Below are 20,912 nucleotides of genomic sequence, written 5' to 3' on the forward strand. Positions count from 1 at the left end.
GACGCGCACGGAATACAGGATCGTGGAAAGGGGATCACCCGTTCGACGCGCCGGCACCGCTCACCCGAAGCGCCGGCGCAAGACGGTAGGAACCGTTCCGCCAGGACACCCCGCCCAACGGCTGCGCGACGCATTCCCGGTGGCAGGTCTCCTGGCTTACGGGTCACAGCACCAGCCCGGCCTTCCCAGTTTCCCAGTGGCCATGAGCGGGCGGGCGCTCACCGTTTACAGTTGCGGGGACAGCCGTGGAGTCAAACCCGTGAGGGTCCTCACCACGTTCCCTTTTCATCCGCGCGAACGCGGAACCATCGGTGCCTCAAGCCATAAGACAAAGCCCGGCGGGGCGCAATACCCGCGACAGGACCCGGCGGATCGGCGCAGGGCTGCAACCTTTCGGCCGAAAACCCCATTGCCGGACGGCGAATGAAAACGGACCGTTTCGGAATAGGGCATTCCCGCTGGATTCGGCGGCGGTGCGATGCCCATCGGGCCAACCATCGCCGCCTGGGAGGACGGCGCCTTTCAACAGTCGATGGCGAAGATGCCCAACCATTAGGCAAGATCAACCGTTCCGACCCGAAATACCGCATCACCGCCATTCCTGGATGCAGTGACCAAAGACACAACTTTGCAAGCGGGCGGCGTAAAGCCGCAACATCCCTAAATTCGAACCGTTGCGTATCGAAGTAGGTTCCCCTTCTTACACAAGCGGGTTAATTATGCCGGGCTGTGCCGGGCGGGGGCGACCCCGGTGTATCTGCGCATAGTGCTGCCATCAATATAGCATCGCCTTGCCGGAGCCACCGCCCCATGTGGATCGTCGCCTACGCCCTGAGGCGCCCGTACAGTTTCGCCGTGCTGGCCGGCCTGATCACGCTGTTGGGCGTGATGAGCCTGCTGCGCATGCCCACCGACATCTTCCCGGAGGTGGAAATCCCCACCGTGACGGTGGTGTGGAGCTATTCGGGCCTGGACGCGCAGGAGATGACCGGCAAGATCACCGCCTTCGGTGAACTGGCCATCATCAACACCGCCGACAACGTGGCGGAGGTGGAGTCCGAGACGTCGAACGGTGTGGGCATCATCCGCACCACCTTCCAGCCGGGCGTGAACATCGACCTGGCCATCTCGCAGATTTCCGCCATCTGCCAGACGATCCTGAAGCGCATGCCCACGGGCACGCAGCCCCCCCTGATCGTGCAGTACAGCCGGTCCAGCGTGCCCATCCTGCAGCTGGCGCTGTCGTCCGACACCATGTCCGAGGCGCAGCTGTACGATTACGGCCGCATCACCATCCGTTCGCAGATCAGCGACATCCCCGGCCTGCGCCTGCCCCTGCCCTATGGCGGCAACGCGCGCCAGATCATGGTCGACATCGACCCCGACAAGCTGCGCGCCTATGGCCTGACGCCGAACGATGTCAACAAGGCCATCACCGCCCAGAACCTGAACCTGCCCTCGGGCACGGCCAAGATCGGCGACATCGAATACCAGGTGGGCCTGAACAGCAGCCCCATCGCGGTGGAAACGTTCAACAGCATCCCGCTGCGCGACGTCAGCGGCCGCACCATCTTCATGCGCGACGTGGCCCACGTGCGCGACGGTGCCGCCGTGCAGACCAACGTGGTGCACGCCGACGGCCAGCCCGCCGTGCTGCTGACCATCATGAAGCTGGGCGGCGCCAGCACCCTGGCGGTGGTGGACGAGGTCATGCGCCGCCTGCCGGAGATCCGCAAGGCGGCCCCCGGCGGCATGCGCATCGAGCCGCTGTTCGACCAGACCACCTTCATCAAGCACGCGATGGAAAGCATCCAGCATGAGGGCCTGATCGTCGGCGCGCTGGTCGCCATCCTGATCCTGCTGTTCCTGGGCGGCTGGCGCAGCACGGCCATCGTGCTGACCTCCATCCCGCTGTCCATCCTGACCGCCGTGACCGTGCTGTCGCTGGCCGGCCACACCCTGAACGTCATGACCCTGGGCGGCCTGGCCCTGGCCATCGGCATCCTGGTGGACGACGGCACCGTGGCCATCGAGAACATCCACCGCCACATCGGCATGGGCAAGCCGCTGCGCCAAGCCATCCTGGAGGGCTCCGACGAGGTCGCCTTCCCGGCCCTGGTCTCCACCCTGTGCATCTGCATCGTGTTCGTGCCCATCTTCTTCCTGCACGGCATCGCCAAGTACCTGTTCTCGCCGCTGGCCTTGGCCGTCATCTCCTCCATGCTGATGAGCTACGTGCTGTCGCGGACGCTGGTGCCCGCCATGGCCGCCTGGCTGCTGCCGGCGGAACTGCGCGGCCATGGCCATGGCGACGATGACCTGCCCCATGGCCATGCCGCCCCCAAGCGCGGCATCGGCGGCGCCTGGTCGCGGTTCCATGCCGGGTTCGAGCGCGCGTTCGAGCGGCTGCGCCAGCGTTACCTGCGCATCCTGGGCGGCGGCCTGGCCCGGCCGTGGCGGGTGATGGCGGTGGCCCTGCTGCTGCTGATCGGCGCCGGCCTGACCATCCCCTTCGTCGGCATGAACTTCTTCCCCGAGGTGGACGCCGGCCAGTTCCGCCTGCACGTCCGCACCCCCGCCGGCACCCGCCTGGAAGAGGCGTCGCGCCAGTTCGGCGCCATCGAGCGCGCCATCCGCCAGATCATCCCGGCGGACGAACTGAGCCTGGTGATCGACAACATCGGCCTGCCCGATCCGGTCAACCTGGGCCTGACCGACAGCGTCACCGTCAGTTCCGCCGACGGCGAAATCCTGGGCGCCCTGACCGAGAAGCGGTCCAAGCCCACCCAGGAATATGTGAACGCCATCCGGGCCAAGATCGCGAAGGACTTCCCCAACGTCGACATCTTCCAGAAGCCCGGCGACATCACCAGCCAGATCCTGAACGGCGCCGTGCCGACGCCCATCGACATCCGCATCATCGGCACGGCCCGCGGGCCCAACGCCATCATCGCCGATGATCTGCGCCAGCGGTTGAAGAGCATCCCCGGCCTGGTCGACGTGACCCTGCGCCAGATCACCGCCACCCCCGCCTACCGCATCGAGGTGGACCGGGCGCGCGCCGCCGAGCTGGGCCTGACCCAGAGCGACATCGCGCAGGAGGTTCTGGTGTCGCTGGCGTCCAGTTCCGTGGTCAACCCCAACTACTGGATGGATACCAGCTCGCTGATCATCTACCCGGTGGTGGTGCAGTCGCCGCAGCGCATGCTGTCCTCGGCCGAGGACCTGATGAACACCCCCATCCATTCCACCCGCGTCACCGACCCGGTGCTGCTGCGCAACGTGGCGACCCTGGTGCCGACCAAGGTGGCGGCCGATATCAGCCGTACCTCATTCTCGCCGCGCTATGACGTCATCGCCAACGTGTCGGGCCGCGATCTGGGTTCGGTCGCGCGCGACATCAGCGCCGCCGTGGCCGAGGTCCGGCCGCAGCTGAAGCCCGGCAACCGCATCGAGATCGGCGGCCAGATCAAGACCATGCAGGGCGCCTACGCCGACATCGCCACCGGCATGGCCCTGGCCGTGGTCTTCGTCTACATGCTGATGGTGATCAACTTCCAGTCCTGGCTGGATCCGCTGATCGTGCTGGGCGCCACGCCGGCGGCCATCCTGGGCGGTGCGGTCATGCTGCTGCTGACCGGCACCACCTTCAGCGAGCCGGCCCTGATGGGCATGATCATGGTCATCGGTGTCGCCACTGCCAACAGCGTGCTGATGGTGTCCTTCGCCAACCAGCGGCGTGAACAGGGATTGGCGCCCGTGGACGCCATGGCGGAGGCCGGCGGCGCCCGCCTGCGCCCCGTCATGATGACGGCGCTGGCCATGGTGCTGGGCATGATCCCCATGGCCCTGGCGCTGAGCGAGGGCGGGGAGCAGAACGCCCCCCTGGCGCGCGCCGTCACCGGCGGCCTGCTGTTCTCCACGCCCATGACCCTGCTGGCCGTTCCGGCCCTGTATGTCCTGTTGCACCGCCGGCGCCACGCGGCCGCCATCGCCACCCACGTTCCCGCCGGCTCGGCCGCCGAGTGATTTTAGGAGTTCTGAAGATTATGAGCGCCGCCCCTAAGACCACCCACCGCCGCCGCACCTGGACGCTGGGCACCGCCGCCGTGGCACTGGCCGGCATCGCCCTGGCGTCGACCCCGCAGCTGGCCGCCGGGGCCAAGGCAACGCCCGAGGCTGCCGCCCCCCAGGCGCCGCTGAAGGTCAAGACCACCCTGCCCAAGCCGGTGAAGGCCGCCGACGGCCTGCTGCTGCCGGCCCAGACGGCGGCGCAGACCGAATACACCGTCTACGGCCGCATCTCCGGCTATATCGGCAAGCGCCTGGTGGACATTGGCGACGTGGTGAAGGCGGGCCAGGTGCTGGCCGTGATCGACGCGCCGGAAGCGGACCAGCAGCTGATGCAGGCCCGCGCCGCCCAGCACCAGTCGGAAGCCAACCTGGCGCTGGCCAAGTCCAACTACACCCGGTCCAAGTCGCTGCTGGGCGACGGCTGGGTAACGCGTGAGACCTATGACACCCGCGACAGCGCCCTGAAGGCGGCCCAGGCCGACGTGGAGGCGGCGATCGCCAACGTGAAGCGCCTGGAACAGACGACGGGCTACAAGACGGTGACCACCGCCATCGACGGCATCGTCACCCAGCGCCTGGTGGAACAGGGCGACCTGGTGGTGGCCGACAGTTCCACCGCCAAGGCGCTGTACCAGGTGTCCAAGCAGGATCACCTGCGCGTGGTGATCGACGTGCCGCAGGGCCAGGTGCCGTCGGTGGCCGTGGGCGCGCCGGTGGATGTCACCTTCCGTGAGTTCCCCAACCGCACCTTCCCGGCCAAGGTCGTGCGCCTGGCCCATGCGGTGGACACCACCAGCGGCACCATGCGGGTGGAAGCCGACCTGCCCAACGCCGACCTGACCATCCCCGCCGGCATGCGCGGCAACGCCCGCTTCCCCGAGGCCGGCGCGCCCGTGCTGGCCCTGCCGGTGAACACCATCGTCACCCGGCCGGAAGGCAAGCGCGTGGCGGTGATCGATGCCGAGGGCAAGATCCGTTTCCACCCCGTCACCCTGGGGCGTGAACTGGATACGACGGTGGAGGTGGTGGCCGGCGTCAGCGACAAGGACCGCGTGGTCCTGAACCCCAACACCATGCTGAACGACGGCGACGCGGTGACGGTGGCGGAGTAAAAGCCCGTCAACCCAGGGCCCGATGCCGGCGTCATGAGCCAGGCTTATGCCGCCATAGGCCGCGACCGCGGCCGCCGGAAGTTTCCGGGAAGCGTAGCGGACCGGAAACTGAGGAAGCCCAGCCGCCGGATGGCGGCGCCCGGCGCATGAGGGAACCCAGAAAAGAGAGCGGCCGCCCCACGGGGGCGGCCGTTTCCCTTTGAGGGCCGGGCGAACCCGGCCCCAGCAGGTCAGCGTGACTTACCAGGGCTGGCAAGCGCCGCAGTTCTCCGGCAGGGAGGCGACGGCGACCTGGCGCTGGGCGGCATGGTGGCCAGCGGCATAGAAGCCAACACCGGCCAGAACCAGGCAAGCCAGAGCGATCTTCTTGAAAGACATGGTATTTTCCCCCATTCGCGCCGGGCGGACCATTCCGCCGGACAGTGCGAGGGGGGAAAAGCAAGCGCCGGGCCAATTCCCAAAATGACGCCGCCGAACATCAACCCATTGTTAATCCGTTAAGATTTGGGATATTAAAAATGTGGCTTCGGCCCCTGTGGTAATAATATTATTGCCGATGGGCAATAACATCTCTTGGCGAGTAGGCAGAAATGACCCATTGTGGCGTCGTTTTCCGTGCTTTGAGGGGTTGAGACGTGGAATCCACCGCCGGTTTAGTTGGTCGGTTATTCCTCAGCGTCATCGCAACCGGCTCCGGACTGCCCACCCCTATGGGTGACGCGGCGGAGAAGCCCGTTATTGAATTTCTATACCCTGATGCCGGCCCCTTCCTGCAAAGTGCCGCTGAATCCGGCGACGCGCGCGGCCCCATCGCCATCCGGGTGGAGGCGCTGGCCACCAAAGCCGGATACGAAATCAAATGGACCGGCCCCATTCCCCGGAACCGCATCCTGGCGGACATGCAGGACGGGCGGGCCGCCTGCACGCCCAACGCCATCAAGACGCCGGACCGCGAGGCGCGCTTCAAATTCACCCAACCGATCTTCCCCGCCCTTGATCAGGTCGTGGTCACCAAGAAGGATGCGGCCTGGGTCGATTCCTATGACTCGGTCGATGCGCTGATGCACGACACCACGCGCGTGTACGGCGACCTGCTGGGCGCCTCCCAGGGGCCGGCCCTGGACCGCACGATCGCGGAAGAGACCCGTCATGTCCGTCCCATCCGGGGAACGCCGGCCGATCTGGTGAAGATGGTCATTTCCGGCCATGTGGATTACATCATCCTGGCCGACGGGCCTTCCGTCGCCCTGGCCGCCAGCGCCCTGGGCATCGACCCGGCCGTCCTGGCCACCCATCATTTCCCCGACATGCGCAGCAGCGCCGGCGGCCACATCATGTGCGCCCAGTCGGTGGGGAACGACGTCATCGCCGCCTTCGACAAGGCCATCGCCGACGGGCGTTGAGAGGCAGGCGTTACCCCTTCCGGGGCGCTTGCGGCCAAGGCCGGTAGACGCGGCGGCCGCCTGGCCCCATAAAGGGGACATATCCGGTCCCTTTTCGCTTCTTTCCACGGCCCAATGACCCCCGACACACCCGATATCGACCAGCCCGGCAGCCACAGCTGGGATCCCGACCTGTTGCTGGCCGTCGCGACGACGGAGGAAGGCTGCGCCACCCTGGCGCAACTGGGCCTGGTGCGCGCCAAACAGGCGGCGGCCATGGGCCTGGTGCCCCTGCCCCTGGTCTTTCCCGACAAGGAACAGGTATGGGTCGAGGCGGCGCGGGAACAGGAATTGCTGGCCACCGTCCAGCGCCGCGCGGCGGAGGCGGTGGCCCGTCCCGCCCTGCTGGCCGCGGCCCGGCCGGCCCTGCGGGAGGCGGGGTATGAGATCACGCCGGCGGTGGTGCCGGACCGGGTGCGCATCGGCCAGCGCATGGAAGTGGCGCTGCCCAGTTTCCCCCACCCCTACCGCCTGAGCGTGGACCGCACCTTCGCGGTGGGTGAACTGTCGGACCTTGAGGGCGGCGCCGTGCTGGGCCTGCTGGCCGGCGACCCCAAGTTCCAGGGCCGCAAGCGCGACGCCGTCGGCAGCCTGACCCGCCGCCTGGCCGAAATCGAGGCGGAGGTGGCCAGCGACGCCGACGCGGTGACCGAAATCCGCGACCGCCTGTGGCGCGCCACCCACCACCTGAGCGACGCGCCGTCGGTGCTGCGCCGCTGGGAACGCGAGGTGGCGGCCTGGGCGCAGGACCGCGTGCACGCCCGCGGCCGCAGCTTCGTCGACACCCATTTCGACCTGAAGCGCTATGAGGACCTGTTCCCCCTGGCGCGCAGCATGCCGCGCCGGCTGGTGCTGGTGATCGGCCCCACCAATTCGGGCAAGACCCATCGCGCCATGCAGGCGCTGAAGGATGCCCGTGCCGGCGCCTACCTGGCGCCCCTACGCCTGCTGGCGCTGGAGATCATGGACCGCCTGAACAAGGAAGGCGTGGCCGCCAGCCTGGTGACGGGGGAGGAGGAAATCCGCGTCCCCGGCGCCCGCATCACCGCCTCCACCGTCGAGATGCTGGACCCGGAGTCCCGCCTGGACGTGGCGGTGATCGACGAGGTGCAGATGCTGGCCGACCTGGAGCGCGGCTGGGCCTGGTCGGCCGCCGTGGTCGGCGTGCCGGCGGAGACCGTCTACCTGCTGGGGTCCCCCGACATCCGCCCGGTGATCGAGCGCATGGCGGAGTATCTGGGCGAGCCGCTGGAGGTGGTGGAGCTGGAGCGCAAGACGCCGCTGAAGCTGATCGACCGGCGGCTGGACTGGGGCGACGTGCAGGCGGGCGACGCCCTGATCGCCTTTTCCCGGCGCGAGGTTCATTCCGTCCGCGAAACGATCCGCGCCAAGGGCCTGAGCGCCGCGGTGATCTATGGCGCGCTGGCGCCCGAAGTGCGGCGGCGGGAGGCGGAGCGCTTCACCAATGGCGAGGCCGACGTGGTGGTGGCGACCGACGCCATCGGCATGGGCCTGAACCTGCCGGTGCGCCGCGTGCTGTTCACCAACCTGGAGAAGTTCGACGGCCATGCCGTCCGGCCCCTGACGGGGTCCGAAGTGCGGCAGATCGCCGGCCGCGCCGGCCGCTACGGCAAGTTCGAGGTGGGTGAGTACGGCGTGGTCGGGCGCGGCAGCCCCAACGCCCTGCGCCACATGTACAAGGCGGCGGACGAGAAGGTGCACGCCGCCATGTCCCTGACCCTGCGCCCCACCCGCGCCATGATGGAACGCCTGGCCGATTATGTCGGCACCGACCGGCTGGTGCCGCTGGTGGACTGCTTCGCCGCCGCCGACACCAGGGGATCGCCCTACGCACTGTCGGACCTGACGCCGGTGCGCAAGATGGCGGTGGCGCTGGATGCCCGCCGGCTGGATTTCGAGCGCCGCCTGGTCCTGCTGTTCATGCCGGCCGACCTGGACCGCGAGACCGACGCCGACCTGGTCTACGGCATCTGCCGCGCGCTGGAGCGTAACCAGCCCCTGCTGCTGGACAACGTGGCCGGCAAGCGCATCGACAGCCTGGACGATCTGGGGCTGGAGGCGCAGTCGCGCATCTGCGACCTGTACTACTGGGCCACCCGCAAATTCGCCGCCATGTTCCCCGACCGCGAGGCCGTCACCGAACGCCGCGCCGCCGTGGCCGAACGCCTGGCCCAGGTGCTGGCCATCCGCAGCCGCGCACGCGCGGCCGGCGAGGCCCCCAACAAACCCAAGCCCGGCTTCCGCGGCGCGCCCCGCAAGCGGTACGGGCCGAAGCGGACGTGATCAGGCCACGCTCAAGGTCCGCGAAATCCGGGCCGGACGCGGGAGGCCGTACCGCCGGTCATGCCTTGGAAACGGCCGCCAAGTGAACGGCGAATGAACACTTGTTCCATTGTAGGTTGATGCCCGCTCCCGTATCCTGGTGAACGATTGGGCGGCAAGCCCAGGCCCCTGGGGACGCGTCAGCCACATGGAACTGCACATCCCCAGCCTGCTGGTGGTCAACACGCTGTTGCAGGCGGTGGCGGCGATCTGCCTGCTGCTGGCGGCCCTGTCCCTGCCCCGCCAGCCGGGCCTGCGCTACTGGGCGGCATCCGGTTTGGCGCAGGCCGCCGGCCTGGCCCTGACCGGCCCGTTCGACTGGCTGCCGGGCTGGCTGGCCCTGCTGTCCAGCCATTTCCTGATCTTCACCGGCTACGGCCTGGCCTATGTGGGGATCGCGCGTTTCCTGGGGCGGCCGGTGCGCGGCACCTGGCCGGTGCTGGGCTTGGGCCTGGTCCTGGCCGCCATCTTCCTGTGGTTCACCCTTGGCGCGCCGGAAAGCCGGGGCCGCATCCTGGTCAGCAGCCTGTTCTTCGCCCTCCTGTCGGCGGCCATGGCCTGGCGCCTGCTGCGCCATGCGGAGCGCGACTTGCGCCCGCCGGCCACCGTCACCGCCACCATCTATCTGGCCTGGGCGGCGCTGGCCCTGGCGCGGGCGGGCTGGGCCCTGGTCATCGACTGGCAGGGCAACGTGGCGGAGCCGCACGCCCTGAAGGTCCTGACCCGCCTGGTGATCATCTGCGTCACCACCATCGTGACCCACGGCTATCTGTGGATGATCAGCCGGCGGCTGGATTGCGAGGTGCGGCAACAGGCCCGCCAGGACCCGCTGACCGGCATCGCCAACCGCCGGGTGGTCTGGACGGCGGGGGAGATGGAGGTGGCCCGCGCCCTGCGCCACGGCCGCGCCCTGTCGCTGCTGATGATCGACATCGACCATTTCAAGGCGGTCAACGACCGCTGGGGCCACGGTGCGGGCGACGCCCTGCTGGTGGCGGTGGCGGAATCCCTGGCGCGCGAACTGCGCGGCAGCGACCTGCCGGCCCGCGTGGGGGGTGAGGAATTCCTGGCCCTGCTGCCCGAAACCGGGCTGGAGGACGCCTGGGCGGTGGCGGAACGGGTGCGCCAGCAAGTGGCCGCCATCACTCTGGAGCGACCGCAGGGGGCCTTGCGCTGCACCGTCAGCATCGGCCTCGCCACACTGGGGCCCGACGGCCATGTTTGGGAAGAGTTGGTGGCGGCGGCGGACCAGGCGCTGTACCTGGCCAAGGATACAGGCCGTAACCGCACGGAAGCCCTGTCCATCGGCGGCGCCGACCCCACCCTGGCCCAACCGGGCTGGGGCCAATACGGCGCGTGAGTTCTGGGCACATGCACTTCCATCGGCATGAGACTTCGACTCATGCCGATGGAGGCGCCGACTGGCGCCGCCGGAGCTTTATGGGAAGCGGAGCGAACCGGAAAGCGAGGACCAGCCAAGCCGGCGGATGCCGGCGCCCGGCGCTTGAGGGTGCATCCGGAAACGGAGGTCGAGGCCGCCATACGCGGCCTCGGCGCCACCGGTTCGGACGGTCACGGGGGACGAAAACGCCCAAGTTACGGGGGCGATCCGAGGCGTGATCGGGGCGATTGTTAGCCCTTATGGAAATGGTCTTCAGGCCGTGATGTTCACCGACGTGCCCGCCCCCGTCTGCTGGGTGAAGGAGGCGAACAGGCTTTCCGCCGACGACACGTCGCCGCTGCTGAGCGAGCTGCCGATCTGGCTGAGCAGGCTTTTCAGCGGGTTGCTGTTGTCATTGGAACTGGTGGTGCTGGTGGACGACGTGCCGTCGGTGCTGTCGCTGCTGCTGGTGTCGTCGCCGCCCAGCAATTGCGACAGGCTGCCGTAGGCCGAAGTGGCGCTGGACAGGTCGCCGGACGACAGGGCGTCGGACAGGCTTTCGAACGCCGACCGCACGGCCGACGCCTGGCCGTTGCCACCACCGGCGTCGCCGGACGGCGGCGGGCCCGGGGGCGGGCCGCCACGGCCACCGCCATGGCTCTGGATGTCGGAATAGGCGCTCTGGGCCCCGGACAGGTCACCGTTTTCCAGCGCCGTGCCCACCTTGTCCAAGGCGTCCTTCAACGGGTTGGACCCGCTGGCGTCGCTGGAGGAGGTGGAGGACGAGGACTGGGGCGCGTTGGCCTGCAGATCCTGGGTCAGGGTGGCATAGGCCGACTTGGCCGTATCCAGGTCACCGGAAGACAAGGCATCGCTCAAGGCCTTGAAATCGTTCTTGATGGACGATTTCGCGGACGACTGGGTACCACTGCTGCTCGTCGTGTACACGCTGCTGGTGGACGACGACAGGGAAGAGATCGACATCAAGACTCTCCGTCGCCGGGGTGGGTGCGAAACGCCGAGAGGTAGCCCCGTTTCCGCCCCCCGACGCCCCTTCCACGCATTCCTGCAAAAGAGTCGTCGCAATTTTATATAAAATTTATGCGCCTGTTTATCCGAAGGCCGCCGTTAGATCGTTTGTGGGTTATTTTAGCCAGGCGACAGCGCCTCGATGATGCGGCAATCGGCGACCGTGCCCCGGGCGCAATTGCCGATCATGCCGCCCAGTTCCTGGCGCAGGGCCATCAGGTCGGCGATCTTGGCGTCCACCGCCGCCAGATGGGCGCGGGCGATGGTGTCCACATCGGCGCAGTCGCGATCGCGCTGGTCGGCCAGGGCCAGCAGGGCGCGCACCTGGTCCAGGGCGAAACCCAGATCCCGCGACCGCCGGATGAAGCTGAGCCGCCCCAGCGCCGCCGCGTCATAGTCGCGATAGGCCCCGCTGCCCCGCCGCGCCGGCGGCGCCAGCAGGCCGATGCGTTCATAATATCGGATGGTTTCCACCTTCACGCCCGTGCCGCGCGCCAGCGCGCCGATGGTAAGGCCGTCTTGCATTCCCCCTCCCGTCCTGGCTTGACCCTGTAGTGACTACAGGGTGCATATGGGATGCCGGACCCTGGAAAGCGAGATGCCCCACCATGCCCGGCTGCTGTCACGATCCCGCCTGCGCCGCCACCACGGCCGATCAACCCAGTGCCGGCTGGCGCCGTGCGCTGTGGGTCGCCCTGGTCATCAACGCTGCCCTGTTCGTGGGCGAGGTGGTGGCGGGCCTGGCCGCCGGCTCCGCCGCCTTGCAGGCCGACGCGCTGGATTTCCTGGGCGACGCCGCCAACTACGCCATCAGCCTGGCGGTGGCCGGCATGGCGGTCCGCTGGCGCACACACGCGGCCCTGGCCAAGGGCCTCAGCCTGTCGGCGCTGGCGCTGTGGGTGGCGGGCGGCACCGCCTGGCACGCCTGGGCCGGCACCTTGCCCCGGGCGCCGGTGATGGGCGGCGTGGCCCTGGCCGCCATGGCCGCCAACGGCATTGTCGCCCTGCTGCTGTACCGCTTCCGCGACGGCGACGCCAACATGCGGTCGGTCTGGATCTGCACCCGCAACGATGTCATCGGCAATGCCGCCGTGCTGCTGGCGGCGGCCGGCGTGTTCGGCACCGGCACGGCCTGGCCGGACATCCTGGTGGCGGCCGTCATGGCGGCGCTGGGCCTGAGCGGCGGCATCACCATCATCCGCCACGCGCGGTCGGAAATGCGCCTCAGCGCCCGCCCAGCATGGACCGCCACGCCGGCAGCCGGCGCTCCAAATCCGTGAAGGTCACCAGCGCTTCCGGGCAGGCGCCCTGGCCCGGGGCGCCCGTCTGTTCCGTGACCGCGGCGGCGCGCATGAAGTCGAACAGCTCGTCCGCCTTGCGGTGCTCATCCGCATCCTTGGCCGACAGCGACAGCAGTTCCCGCACCTGCGCGTCGGCCTTCGCCACCCGGTCCGCGGGCGCGCCACAGGCCGCCGCCTGGCCGATGATGGGCCCGGCGGAGCGCGCATAGTCCCACACGTCCACCGCCCCGGCGGGGGCGGACGGCAGCAGGCAGGCCAGTAGGGCAAGGCAAACAGCGGCGCGGATTTGGAACGACCTTCGAGGCGGCAAACCCGCGCAGCCTGGAAAGGCGGGGCGTAAGTGTCAAGGGATAGGGGGACAGGGACGACGCTCCGATCCGTGCAATGGCACGTGGGGGACGCCCATGTTACCAACTTGCCGATATCTTCGCCTATTTCAGGACCCGTGAACCCTTCATGTCGGACTTATATTGGGCGCTGCCTTTTGGGGCTTGCGGCTTCTCAGGATGGCGGCTCTGGCAGGCGAAACGTTACGGCAGGGTGCCGGACCGCGGCGGTCGATTCCATGACCGGGTCGCCACACCCATCCGGTTCTGGCGCGCCGTCGCATTGGACATTCTGATTTTCGTCATCGCAGGCTATTTCAGCCTGGCGCTTTTGGCCCAAGCTTCAGGGCGTGTGCTGTGGGGCATGGAAGACGTGGCCGCACTTGGAAAAGCGGTTGCGGCGGCCGCCAGGATCGCCATTGCCAGTCATCGGTGGGACTGGGCATTCTCATTGGTCTTCGTTGTCGGCTCTGGCTGGAATCTTTGGCGGGCATGGCGCCGGAACGTCATCATGGATATCCGGGGCAATGAATATCGCCGGGATAAGGTGGCATTCGACTTCTGGGTCTGGGTTGGCCTGAACCTGTTCACTTTGTGTGCCGCCGCCTTCCAGCCACTGTCCCATCTTTTCCCGGATTAAGTCTATACCGTTAACGGCCAATCGCGGCACGGAGCTGGATTAGTCCTTCACGCGGGCATCCTCAATCAACGCCCCTGCCATACCGCCGGATCACGGCTTGTATGAAGAAAAGCAAGAATATAGACCGCGTCCCCGCGCGTACGGAAAACGACGAAGTACGGAAAACGTCGGGTTAACGCCCTACGAATATCGTTTGCGCACGCGGGAAATTGCATCGGGTTTTCGCTGATCCGCTGCTGAATCAGGCGCAACTCCTGTTTCAGGTGCGGGATCATTCCCGGAACATGCTGAGCGTACCAGCCAAAAGCATCGATAATGTCAGCGTTCGCTGCCCGGGTGAAAACAACCCGGTACATTACGGGAAGCGCCGCTCAAGCTCCGCTTCAACCTCTTCCCACGACAGGCCACTCTTGATGTCCTCATCGAAGGTGGCCAGTCGGCGATCTAGTTCCGCTTGCTGCGCGGGCGTCAAACGCACGTCCTCGGCCTCCAGGCTATCCCAGAGTCGACCGATAAGATCAAGGCGCTCCTGCGCGGACAAGCGGGTGATGTCGAGCGTGGTCATATCTTAAAGTTAGGGCATCGGCCCGTCTTTTTCCAGCCTCCCCTACCCCCCGATCAGCAGCTTCGCCACCCAGCGGTGCAGGGGTTTCAGGGGAGGGCGGACCAGGCGGTCCAGGCGGGGACCCTTGCGGTCGAACACGGCCTTGAGGTGGCTGAAGGTGTCGAAACCGTCGCGGCCGTGATAGCGGCCCATGCCGCTGGGCCCGATGCCGCCAAAGGGCAGATCCTCCACCGCCACGTGGATCAGGGTGTCGTTGACCACCACGCCGCCGGCGGCGGTGGTCAGCAGGGCGCGATCGATGACGGCGCGGTCGCGGCCGAACAGATAGAGGGCCAGGGGCCGGGGACGGGCGCGGATGTAGGCCAGCGCCTGGTCGACATCGTCATAGGGCACGATGGGCAGCAGGGGCGCGAATATCTCCTCCCGCGACAGGGTGATGTCGTCGGGCGGGTCCAGCACCACGGCCGGGCCGATGCCGATACCGGGCACCGGGGGGCCCAGTTCGCGCACCACCGCACCCCGGGCCCGGGCCTCCGCCACCATGTCGGCCACCCGCTGGCGCCCGGCCGCGCCGAACACGGCGGACATGGCGCTGACGCCCTCCTGCGCCGGGAAATAGGCCGGCACGGCCTGGGCCAGGGCCTCCACGAAGTCCGCCACCTGGCCGCGCGGCACCAAGGCGTAATCAGGCGCCACGCAGGTCTGGCCGGCGTTGGTGAACTTGCCGTAGGCGATGTCGATGGCCGCCGATGCCAGGTCCGCCCCCGGTAGCACCAGGGCCGGCGACTTGCCGCCCAGTTCCAGGGTCACCGGCGTCAGGTTTTCCGCCGCGGCCTTCATCACCAGGCGCCCGACGCGGGTGGAGCCGGTGAACAGGATGTGGTCGAAGGGCAGGCAGCCGAAGCGCGCCCCCACCTCCGCCCTACCCGACACCACCGTCGCCATGTCGGCCGGCACCGCCTCGGCCACGATGTCGGCGATCAGGGCCGTGGTGCGCGGGGTCAGTTCCGACGGTTTCAGCAAGACCCGGTTGCCGGCCGCCAGCGCGCCCGCCAACGGCGTCAACGCCAGCATGAGGGGATAGTTCCAGGGGGCGATCACCCCCACCACGCCCAGCGGCTGGGGCTGCACCCAGGCGCGGCCTGGCCCCAGGGTCAGCGGCACCGAGCGGCGGCGGCGGCGCATCCAGCCCTTCAGGTGCCGACGGGCATGGCGAAAGCCCTCCAGCGTCACGAAGATTTCGGCGAACAGGGTCTCATGGGCCAGCCGGCCGCCGAAATCGGCATCCACCGCCTGGACCAGGGCGTCCTGTCGCCGCACCAGTGCCCGTTCCAGCGCCGCCAGGTGGTCCTGGCGGCGCTCGGCCGGCGGATAGGGATCCGCCACCGCCGCCGCGCGCAGGCGGTCGAAGGCTTGGGACACCGCCGTCAGGTCATTCCCGGCTCCCTGCTCCACCGCTATCATCACCGTCTCCTTACAATCACTGAACGCACCGCCCGTTCACCCAGGCCGGCGACCGCCGGCCCCCGTAGATTTCGGGGGAGCGTCAGCGGACTGGAAATCGAGGATAAGCCAAAGGCCCGGATGGGCCTGCCGGCGCTTGAGGAACATTAAAAATGCCATTGCAGATAGCCGCCGAAGCGCCGGGGCGACCCTATGCTGAGGGCATCCAGGCCGAAGCTGTCCAGGTTGTTGATGTCCATGATGTAGGTCTTGTCGAACAGGTTGCGCACCCACAGGCCCATGCTGACGGTGCCGCCCGGCGTCGTCCAGCCCAGGCGGGCGTCGGTCAGCCAATAACCCGGCTGGCTGAGACGGCTGAGGTTGTGGCTGTCGAAATAGATCATCGACCGGTAGGAGACGTCGACGACGGCGTTCAGCGTGCCGTTCTCCTTGCCACCCACACCGTCCAGGGGATGGTCGTAACTGACCAGGCCCGTCAGGGTCCAGCGCGGGGCGGACGGCAGGCGGTTGCCGCTCAACTCCTCCCCTTCCGAGACGTAATCCAGGTACTCGCTGTTCAGGTATTCCCCACCCAGGCTGATCTCCAGCCCCTTCAGCGGCGCCAGGGTGATGTCGGCGTCCACGCCGTAGAGGCGGGCGCTGGCGGCGTTGTTGAAGGTCTGGGTCGGGATGCCGTCGCGCGTCACGATCTGGAAGACCTGGAGGTTGCTGTAGTCGTAATAGAAGCCGGCGGCGTTCACGCGCAGGCGCTTGTCCCAGAACTCCGTCTTCGCGCCCACCTCATAGGCGTCCAGGGTCTCATCCGCGTAGGGCGCCAGATCGGCCGGATCGCGGGTGTAGCCGCCGAAGAAGCCGCCGCTTTTGTAGCCGCGGTTATAGCTGGCATAGACCATGACATCGTCGGTGGGCTTCACCTGGATGGACGCCCGTCCCGACACGCTGCTGAACGATTTGGAATTGGCGTAGTCGAAGACGTCCACCACCTCCTCCACCGTGCTGCGGTAGGTGAAGTCCTTGTCGTCCTTGGAATAACGCAGGCCACCGGTCAGGGTGACCATGTCGGTCAGCTGATAATCCACCTGGCCGAAGGCGGCGTAGCTGTTGGTGATCTGGGTATAGGGATACCCCACCAGCGCCACGTTGTTGTCCAATGAGACGCCGGTGGGGTTGTCGTCGGTGACGAACATCGGGCGCAGGTCGCGCAGGATGTCGTACTCGCTGGTGGTGGTCAGGTAGTCGTGCAGGAAATAGACGCCGGCGACGCCGCGCAGCTTGTCAGTCAGCGGCGCCTCCACCCGGAATTCCTGCGACACGTCATGCTGGGTCGCCTTGTAGGTGCTGTGGATCAGGCTGTCGGGGCTGGCGTCGGTATCCTCGACATCGTCGCGTTCGGCGGTGTCGAAGGCGGTGATGGAATAAAGCGTGGTCTTGCCCGCGTCCCAGCGCACGTTGACGGAAGCACCCCAGGTGTCGACCTTGTCCTCGCCCTTCAGGTTGTAGTCGCCGGCGTACGGGTTGTTGTCGGTGTCGGCGTAGCCCAGCGCGTCGGTGCATTGCCCGGTGGCGTAGAAACCGGCGGCGCACAGGCCGTCGGCCCCGGTGGCCGCCGCCGTCTGCGGGATCAGCGGCCGCGCCTGGGTATAACGGCTGTCGCCCCGGTTCTGCCCGCCGTGCAGTTGCACCGTCACCGACAGATCGTCGCTGGGGGTGAACAGCAGGCCGACGCGCCCGCCCCAACGGTTCATGGCATTGACGTAGCTGTCGCTGACGCGGTTGTAGGTGTCGCCGTCGTCGCGTTCATAATCGCCGGCGATGCGGATGGCCAGCTTGCCGGGCACGACGGCGCCCCCCACCCCGGCCTCCGCCTTCACGGCGTTGAAGCGGCCGTATTCCAGGCTGCCGTCGCTGGTGGTGTCGAACGTCGGCTGGCGGGCGGTGACGTTGATGGCGCCGCCGGTGGTGTTGCGGCCGTAAAGCGTGCCTTGCGGGCCCTTCAGCACCTCCACCCGTTCCAGGTCGAAGAACTGGCCCAGCTGCGCCAAGGGGGAGGCGACGTAGACCCCATCCATGTAGATGCCGACGGCGCCGGCGGCGTTGGCGTTGAAGTCGTTCAGGCCGACGCCGCGAATGAAGATCTTCGGGTTGGCGCTGGCGTCCGATGTCTTGATCTGCAAGCCCGGTGTCAGGTTGGGCAGATCCTGGACGTCGCGCACGTCCATCTTCTCCAGCGTCTGGGCCGACAGGGCGGTGATGGCCATGGGCACGTCCTGCAGGTTTTCCGCCCGCTTCTGCGCCGTCACCACCACCTCCTGCAGGCCATCACCCAATTCCGCCGGCGCCTGCTGCGCGCTTGCGGCCGTATTCAGTACGCCGAGCGCCACGCCCGACAGCAACACCAGCCCGCGTATGCCCGTTTTCCGCTTCCGATCCATGTTATGGCTCCCTGTTCTGGTTCCGTCGTTGCGCAACCGCCCTCAGCCAACTCTTCTTTTCATTCACTCACCCCGGTGCCCGCCGGGGTTCACGCACCCAAAACCGCCGTCAGGCGGACATGTCGAACACCGGCCATCGTCCCGTGACCGTGTGTCCATCGAAGGCGACCAGCGCCCCGAACTGCAGCAACACCGCCTCGCTCTGCGTCGGGCGCAGGAACACCCAATCGTCGGGCTTCAGCGGCACGTGGGCCGAGCCCGACCAGCGTTCCTGGTTGCTGGATCGGCCGTAGAGGCCGCTCAACTGCAAGCCCGGCGGGGACACCGCCTGCGCCAGCCAGTGCCCACCCTGCACGAAGAAGGCCTTCCTGGTGTTGGGGTCGAAGAAGGCGGCGATGCCGGCCAGCCCTTCCAGCCCCGGGATCAGTCCCGGTTCCGCCACCTTCAGCACCGGGGTGGCGATGAAGCAGGCCGGCTGATGGTGGGCCAGGGTGTCGATGTCGAAGTCGGTGGGTTTCACGAAGGCGGAGCCCACCGCCAGCTCCGTCGCCACCGGGTCGTCGGTGTGCAGGGCATAGGTGGGGCTGCCCGCCGTGTTGAAGGTGTAGGGTGCCTGCCCGTCCTTCAGCGGCGCCTTTTCCCGCAGGACGCCGGCCATGTCGGCGTAGATCGCCTTGGCCTTGGCCAGCGCCCGGCCGCGCATGTCGAACACCGGCGGCATCTTGGCCACGTGCGGGTCGTAGCCCATCAGGCCGCAGGCGGTGACGGATGGGTCCAGGCCGGCCAGCAGGGCGGCCAACACCGCCGGGTCGGTGAAGCCGCCCCGGTGCAGGCCCACGTCGATCTCAAAATTCACCTTCAGCGCCACGCCGCGCGCCTTGGCCATGGCGGTGTACTGGGCCAGGCGTTCCGGCGTGTCGATCAGCCATTGGGGACCGGGGGCGCCCGCACCCAGCTTGTCGTAATAGGCTGCCGCCGCCGCCACCGGCAGGGGCTTGCCCATCAGCACATCGGCATCGGGGTTCCTGCCCGCCATTTCCACCAGCATGGGCTGGTTGAAAACCATGTAGCGGTTGGTGTTCAGGCCCGCCGTCACCGCGTCCAGCAGGTCATGGCAGGGCAGCGACTTCACCACCACGCGCAGGGCCTTGGGCGTACCGCCCGCTTGTCCCCCCACCTTGCCCAGCGTATCGCCCACCGCCTTGATGTTGGCGGCCAGGCGGGGGGTGTCGACCACCATCACCGGTTCGGCGACGCCGGCCTTGGTCAGGGCCGCCGACAGGCCGGTGAAATAGGCGTCATGGCCGCCGCCCCGGTCGGGCTCGGGCCAGGCCAGGGCGCCGGCGGCACCCACCGCCCCCACGGCGACGGCCCCGGCCAGCACGCGCCTGCGGCTGGTGGATTTAGGCATCGGTCAGCACCCCGCGCAGATAGTCGTTGAGGAAACGCCCCTCCGGATCCACCTGGCGGCGGATTTCCATGGCGTCACGGAACCGGGGATAGAGGGCGGCGAAGTCCGCCGTCTTCAGGGTGTTCAGCTTGCCCCAGTGCGGCCGGCCGCCATGGCGGCGCAGGATGGGTTCCACCACCTCGAACAGGAACTGGTAGTCGTCCTTGTAATAGGCGTGGACGGCGATGCTGCCCGACGGCCGGTCGTGGAAGGGGGACAGCCAGGCGTCATCGGGGGCGATCACCCGCGCCTCGATGGGGAAGAAGACGTCCGGGCGGCGGGTCTCGATCGCCTGGATGACCTCGGCCAGGGCCTGGATCTGGACCTCGCGCGGCAGGTGGAATTCCATCTCATTGAAGCGGATGGGCCGCTCGTTGGACAGCAGCTGCCAGCTTTCCGCCACCACCCGTTCCGGTTCCAGCGTGGACAGCACGTGCTTGGCCACCCGGCGGCGCAGGGCGGGTGACCAGCCCAGCCAGTCGCGCAGCGCCTTCAGGCTCATCACCGCGTCATTGTCCTGGGTGGGCGGCCGGGGCGTGGGGGCGGCGTCGGTGGGGTCATGGGTGATGACCGCCGACATGCCGGTGAAGGGCAGATAGTAGAACTCCACATTGCGGTGCACGGTCTGCAGGGTGGGCCAATCCGCCAGGGTCTGCTCCAGCGGTTGCAGCCACACCCGCCGTTCCACCCGTGTCACCGGCGTGTTCTTCAGGGTCACGCGGGTCAGGATGCCGAAGGCGCCCAGGCCCACCTTGGCGGCGGCGTAGAGGTCGGGGTTGCGGTCGGGCGCGCAGTCCATCACCTGCCCATCCGCCGTCACCAGGCGGAAATCCAGCACGTTGCCGTGCAGGGCCTTCAGTGCCGCCCCCGTGCCGTGGGTGGCGGTGGACAGCGCCCCGCCCAGCGACTGCTTGTTGATGTCGGGCAGGTTGGGCATCTCCTGCCCCACGGCCGACAGGGCCGGCCCTAAGTCCGCCAGCCGGGTGCCGGCGCGCACGCCGGCGGTCAGTGCGGCATTGTCCTGCCCATCCAGCCCGGCGATGCGGTCCAACGTGACCAGGGTCCCAGGCGTGGGCACCAGGGGCATGAAGGAATGGCCGGCGCCCACCGCCCGGATGGGGCCTGGGCTCTTGCGCACCAGATCGGCCAGTTCGCCCTCATCCGCCGGGGCGGCGCGCACCTGCGGGTAGGCGTGCTGGATGCCCGACCAGTTGCGCCACAGCAGGTGGTTGGCGGCGTCGGTCGCCGGCGGGGCCGGCGGTTCAGGCTGGAACACCCACGCGCGACGCGGCGATGCCGCCGCCCACCAGGGCCGTGCCGCCCATCAACAGGAACAGGGTGCGCCGCGTCAGC

General features: G+C 68.0%; 17 protein-coding genes and 1 riboswitch. Of the genes, 7 read left to right on the forward strand and 10 right to left on the reverse strand.

Annotated features, from left to right (window positions below; translation table 11 throughout):
• Positions 1 to 123: 123 nt before the first annotated feature.
• A riboswitch (cobalamin riboswitch) is annotated at positions 124 to 325 on the reverse strand.
• A 485-nt stretch (positions 326 to 810) separates the two neighbouring features.
• On the forward strand, positions 811 to 4,029 hold the full coding sequence (locus PW843_09140; GenBank protein ID MDE1146770.1) for an efflux RND transporter permease subunit: 3,219 nt from the start codon (positions 811 to 813) through the stop codon (positions 4,027 to 4,029).
• Positions 4,030 to 4,049: 20 nt separating this feature from the next.
• The gene (locus PW843_09145; GenBank protein MDE1146771.1) at positions 4,050 to 5,186 is read left to right on the forward strand and encodes an efflux RND transporter periplasmic adaptor subunit; all 1,137 of its coding nucleotides are present in this window, start codon (positions 4,050 to 4,052) and stop codon (positions 5,184 to 5,186) included.
• Between the two features lie 240 nt (positions 5,187 to 5,426).
• On the opposite strand, the gene PW843_09150 is transcribed toward PW843_09145, so the two are convergent.
• Positions 5,427 to 5,564, reverse strand: a complete 138-nt coding sequence (locus PW843_09150) for a hypothetical protein (protein MDE1146772.1) — start codon at positions 5,562 to 5,564, stop codon at positions 5,427 to 5,429.
• Between the two features lie 332 nt (positions 5,565 to 5,896).
• Between PW843_09150 and PW843_09155 the strand changes: the two genes are divergently transcribed.
• From PW843_09155 to PW843_09165, 3 genes are all read left to right on the forward strand, one after another.
• Positions 5,897 to 6,589: a transporter substrate-binding domain-containing protein gene (locus PW843_09155; GenBank protein ID MDE1146773.1), complete on the forward strand. Its 693-nt coding sequence runs from the start codon at positions 5,897 to 5,899 to the stop codon at positions 6,587 to 6,589.
• A gap of 114 nt (positions 6,590 to 6,703) precedes the next feature.
• Positions 6,704 to 8,932, forward strand: a complete 2,229-nt coding sequence (locus tag PW843_09160; GenBank protein ID MDE1146774.1) for a helicase-related protein — start codon at positions 6,704 to 6,706, stop codon at positions 8,930 to 8,932.
• A 187-nt stretch (positions 8,933 to 9,119) separates the two neighbouring features.
• On the forward strand, positions 9,120 to 10,331 hold the full coding sequence (locus PW843_09165) for a GGDEF domain-containing protein (GenBank protein ID MDE1146775.1): 1,212 nt from the start codon (positions 9,120 to 9,122) through the stop codon (positions 10,329 to 10,331).
• A 294-nt stretch (positions 10,332 to 10,625) separates the two neighbouring features.
• Here the strand turns inward: PW843_09165 and PW843_09170 are convergent, their stop codons facing one another.
• Together PW843_09170 and PW843_09175 are read right to left on the reverse strand one after the other, a co-directional pair.
• Positions 10,626 to 11,336 (reverse strand): hypothetical protein, encoded by a 711-nt coding sequence (locus PW843_09170; GenBank protein MDE1146776.1) that lies wholly within the window; start codon positions 11,334 to 11,336, stop codon positions 10,626 to 10,628.
• 165 nt (positions 11,337 to 11,501) lie between these two features.
• Positions 11,502 to 11,906 carry a helix-turn-helix domain-containing protein gene (locus PW843_09175; GenBank protein ID MDE1146777.1) on the reverse strand — a complete coding sequence of 135 codons (405 nt, stop codon included), beginning with the start codon at positions 11,904 to 11,906 and terminating at the stop codon, positions 11,502 to 11,504.
• 83 nt (positions 11,907 to 11,989) lie between these two features.
• Here PW843_09175 and PW843_09180 point away from each other — a divergent pair, with 83 nt between their 5' ends.
• On the forward strand, positions 11,990 to 12,661 hold the full coding sequence (locus tag PW843_09180; protein MDE1146778.1) for a cation transporter: 672 nt from the start codon (positions 11,990 to 11,992) through the stop codon (positions 12,659 to 12,661).
• Here the strand turns inward: PW843_09180 and PW843_09185 are convergent.
• On the reverse strand, positions 12,606 to 12,992 hold the full coding sequence (locus PW843_09185; protein ID MDE1146779.1) for a hypothetical protein: 387 nt from the start codon (positions 12,990 to 12,992) through the stop codon (positions 12,606 to 12,608). The two genes, PW843_09180 and PW843_09185, sit on opposite strands and share 56 nt — an antisense overlap.
• Positions 12,993 to 13,138: 146 nt before the next feature.
• On the opposite strand from PW843_09185, the gene PW843_09190 reads away from it, so the two are divergent.
• On the forward strand, positions 13,139 to 13,648 hold the full coding sequence (locus tag PW843_09190; protein ID MDE1146780.1) for a hypothetical protein: 510 nt from the start codon (positions 13,139 to 13,141) through the stop codon (positions 13,646 to 13,648).
• A 65-nt stretch (positions 13,649 to 13,713) separates the two neighbouring features.
• Here the strand turns inward: PW843_09190 and PW843_09195 are convergent, their stop codons facing one another.
• The 6 genes from PW843_09195 to PW843_09220 form a co-directional block, all read right to left on the reverse strand.
• On the reverse strand, positions 13,714 to 14,004 hold the full coding sequence (locus PW843_09195) for a type II toxin-antitoxin system RelE/ParE family toxin (GenBank protein ID MDE1146781.1): 291 nt from the start codon (positions 14,002 to 14,004) through the stop codon (positions 13,714 to 13,716).
• The gene (locus PW843_09200) at positions 14,004 to 14,213 is read right to left on the reverse strand and encodes an addiction module protein (protein ID MDE1146782.1); all 210 of its coding nucleotides are present in this window, start codon (positions 14,211 to 14,213) and stop codon (positions 14,004 to 14,006) included. The genes PW843_09195 and PW843_09200 overlap by 1 nt, the downstream gene beginning before the upstream one ends.
• Positions 14,214 to 14,255: 42 nt before the next feature.
• Positions 14,256 to 15,677, reverse strand: coding sequence for a coniferyl aldehyde dehydrogenase (locus tag PW843_09205; GenBank protein ID MDE1146783.1), 1,422 nt, complete (start codon positions 15,675 to 15,677; stop codon positions 14,256 to 14,258).
• A gap of 146 nt (positions 15,678 to 15,823) precedes the next feature.
• Positions 15,824 to 18,109 (reverse strand): TonB-dependent receptor, encoded by a 2,286-nt coding sequence (locus PW843_09210; protein ID MDE1146784.1) that lies wholly within the window; start codon positions 18,107 to 18,109, stop codon positions 15,824 to 15,826.
• A gap of 109 nt (positions 18,110 to 18,218) precedes the next feature.
• Entirely contained in the window at positions 18,219 to 19,520 is a 1,302-nt protein-coding gene (locus PW843_09215; protein ID MDE1146785.1) for an alanine racemase, read from the reverse strand.
• The gene (locus PW843_09220) at positions 19,513 to 20,835 is read right to left on the reverse strand and encodes a D-arabinono-1,4-lactone oxidase (protein ID MDE1146786.1); all 1,323 of its coding nucleotides are present in this window, start codon (positions 20,833 to 20,835) and stop codon (positions 19,513 to 19,515) included. Before PW843_09220 ends, PW843_09215 begins: the two co-directional genes overlap by 8 nt.
• Positions 20,836 to 20,912: the final 77 nt, after the last annotated feature.

The sequence above is a fragment of the Azospirillaceae bacterium genome, assembly GCA_028283825.1.
GTDB lineage: Bacteria > Pseudomonadota > Alphaproteobacteria > Azospirillales > Azospirillaceae > Nitrospirillum.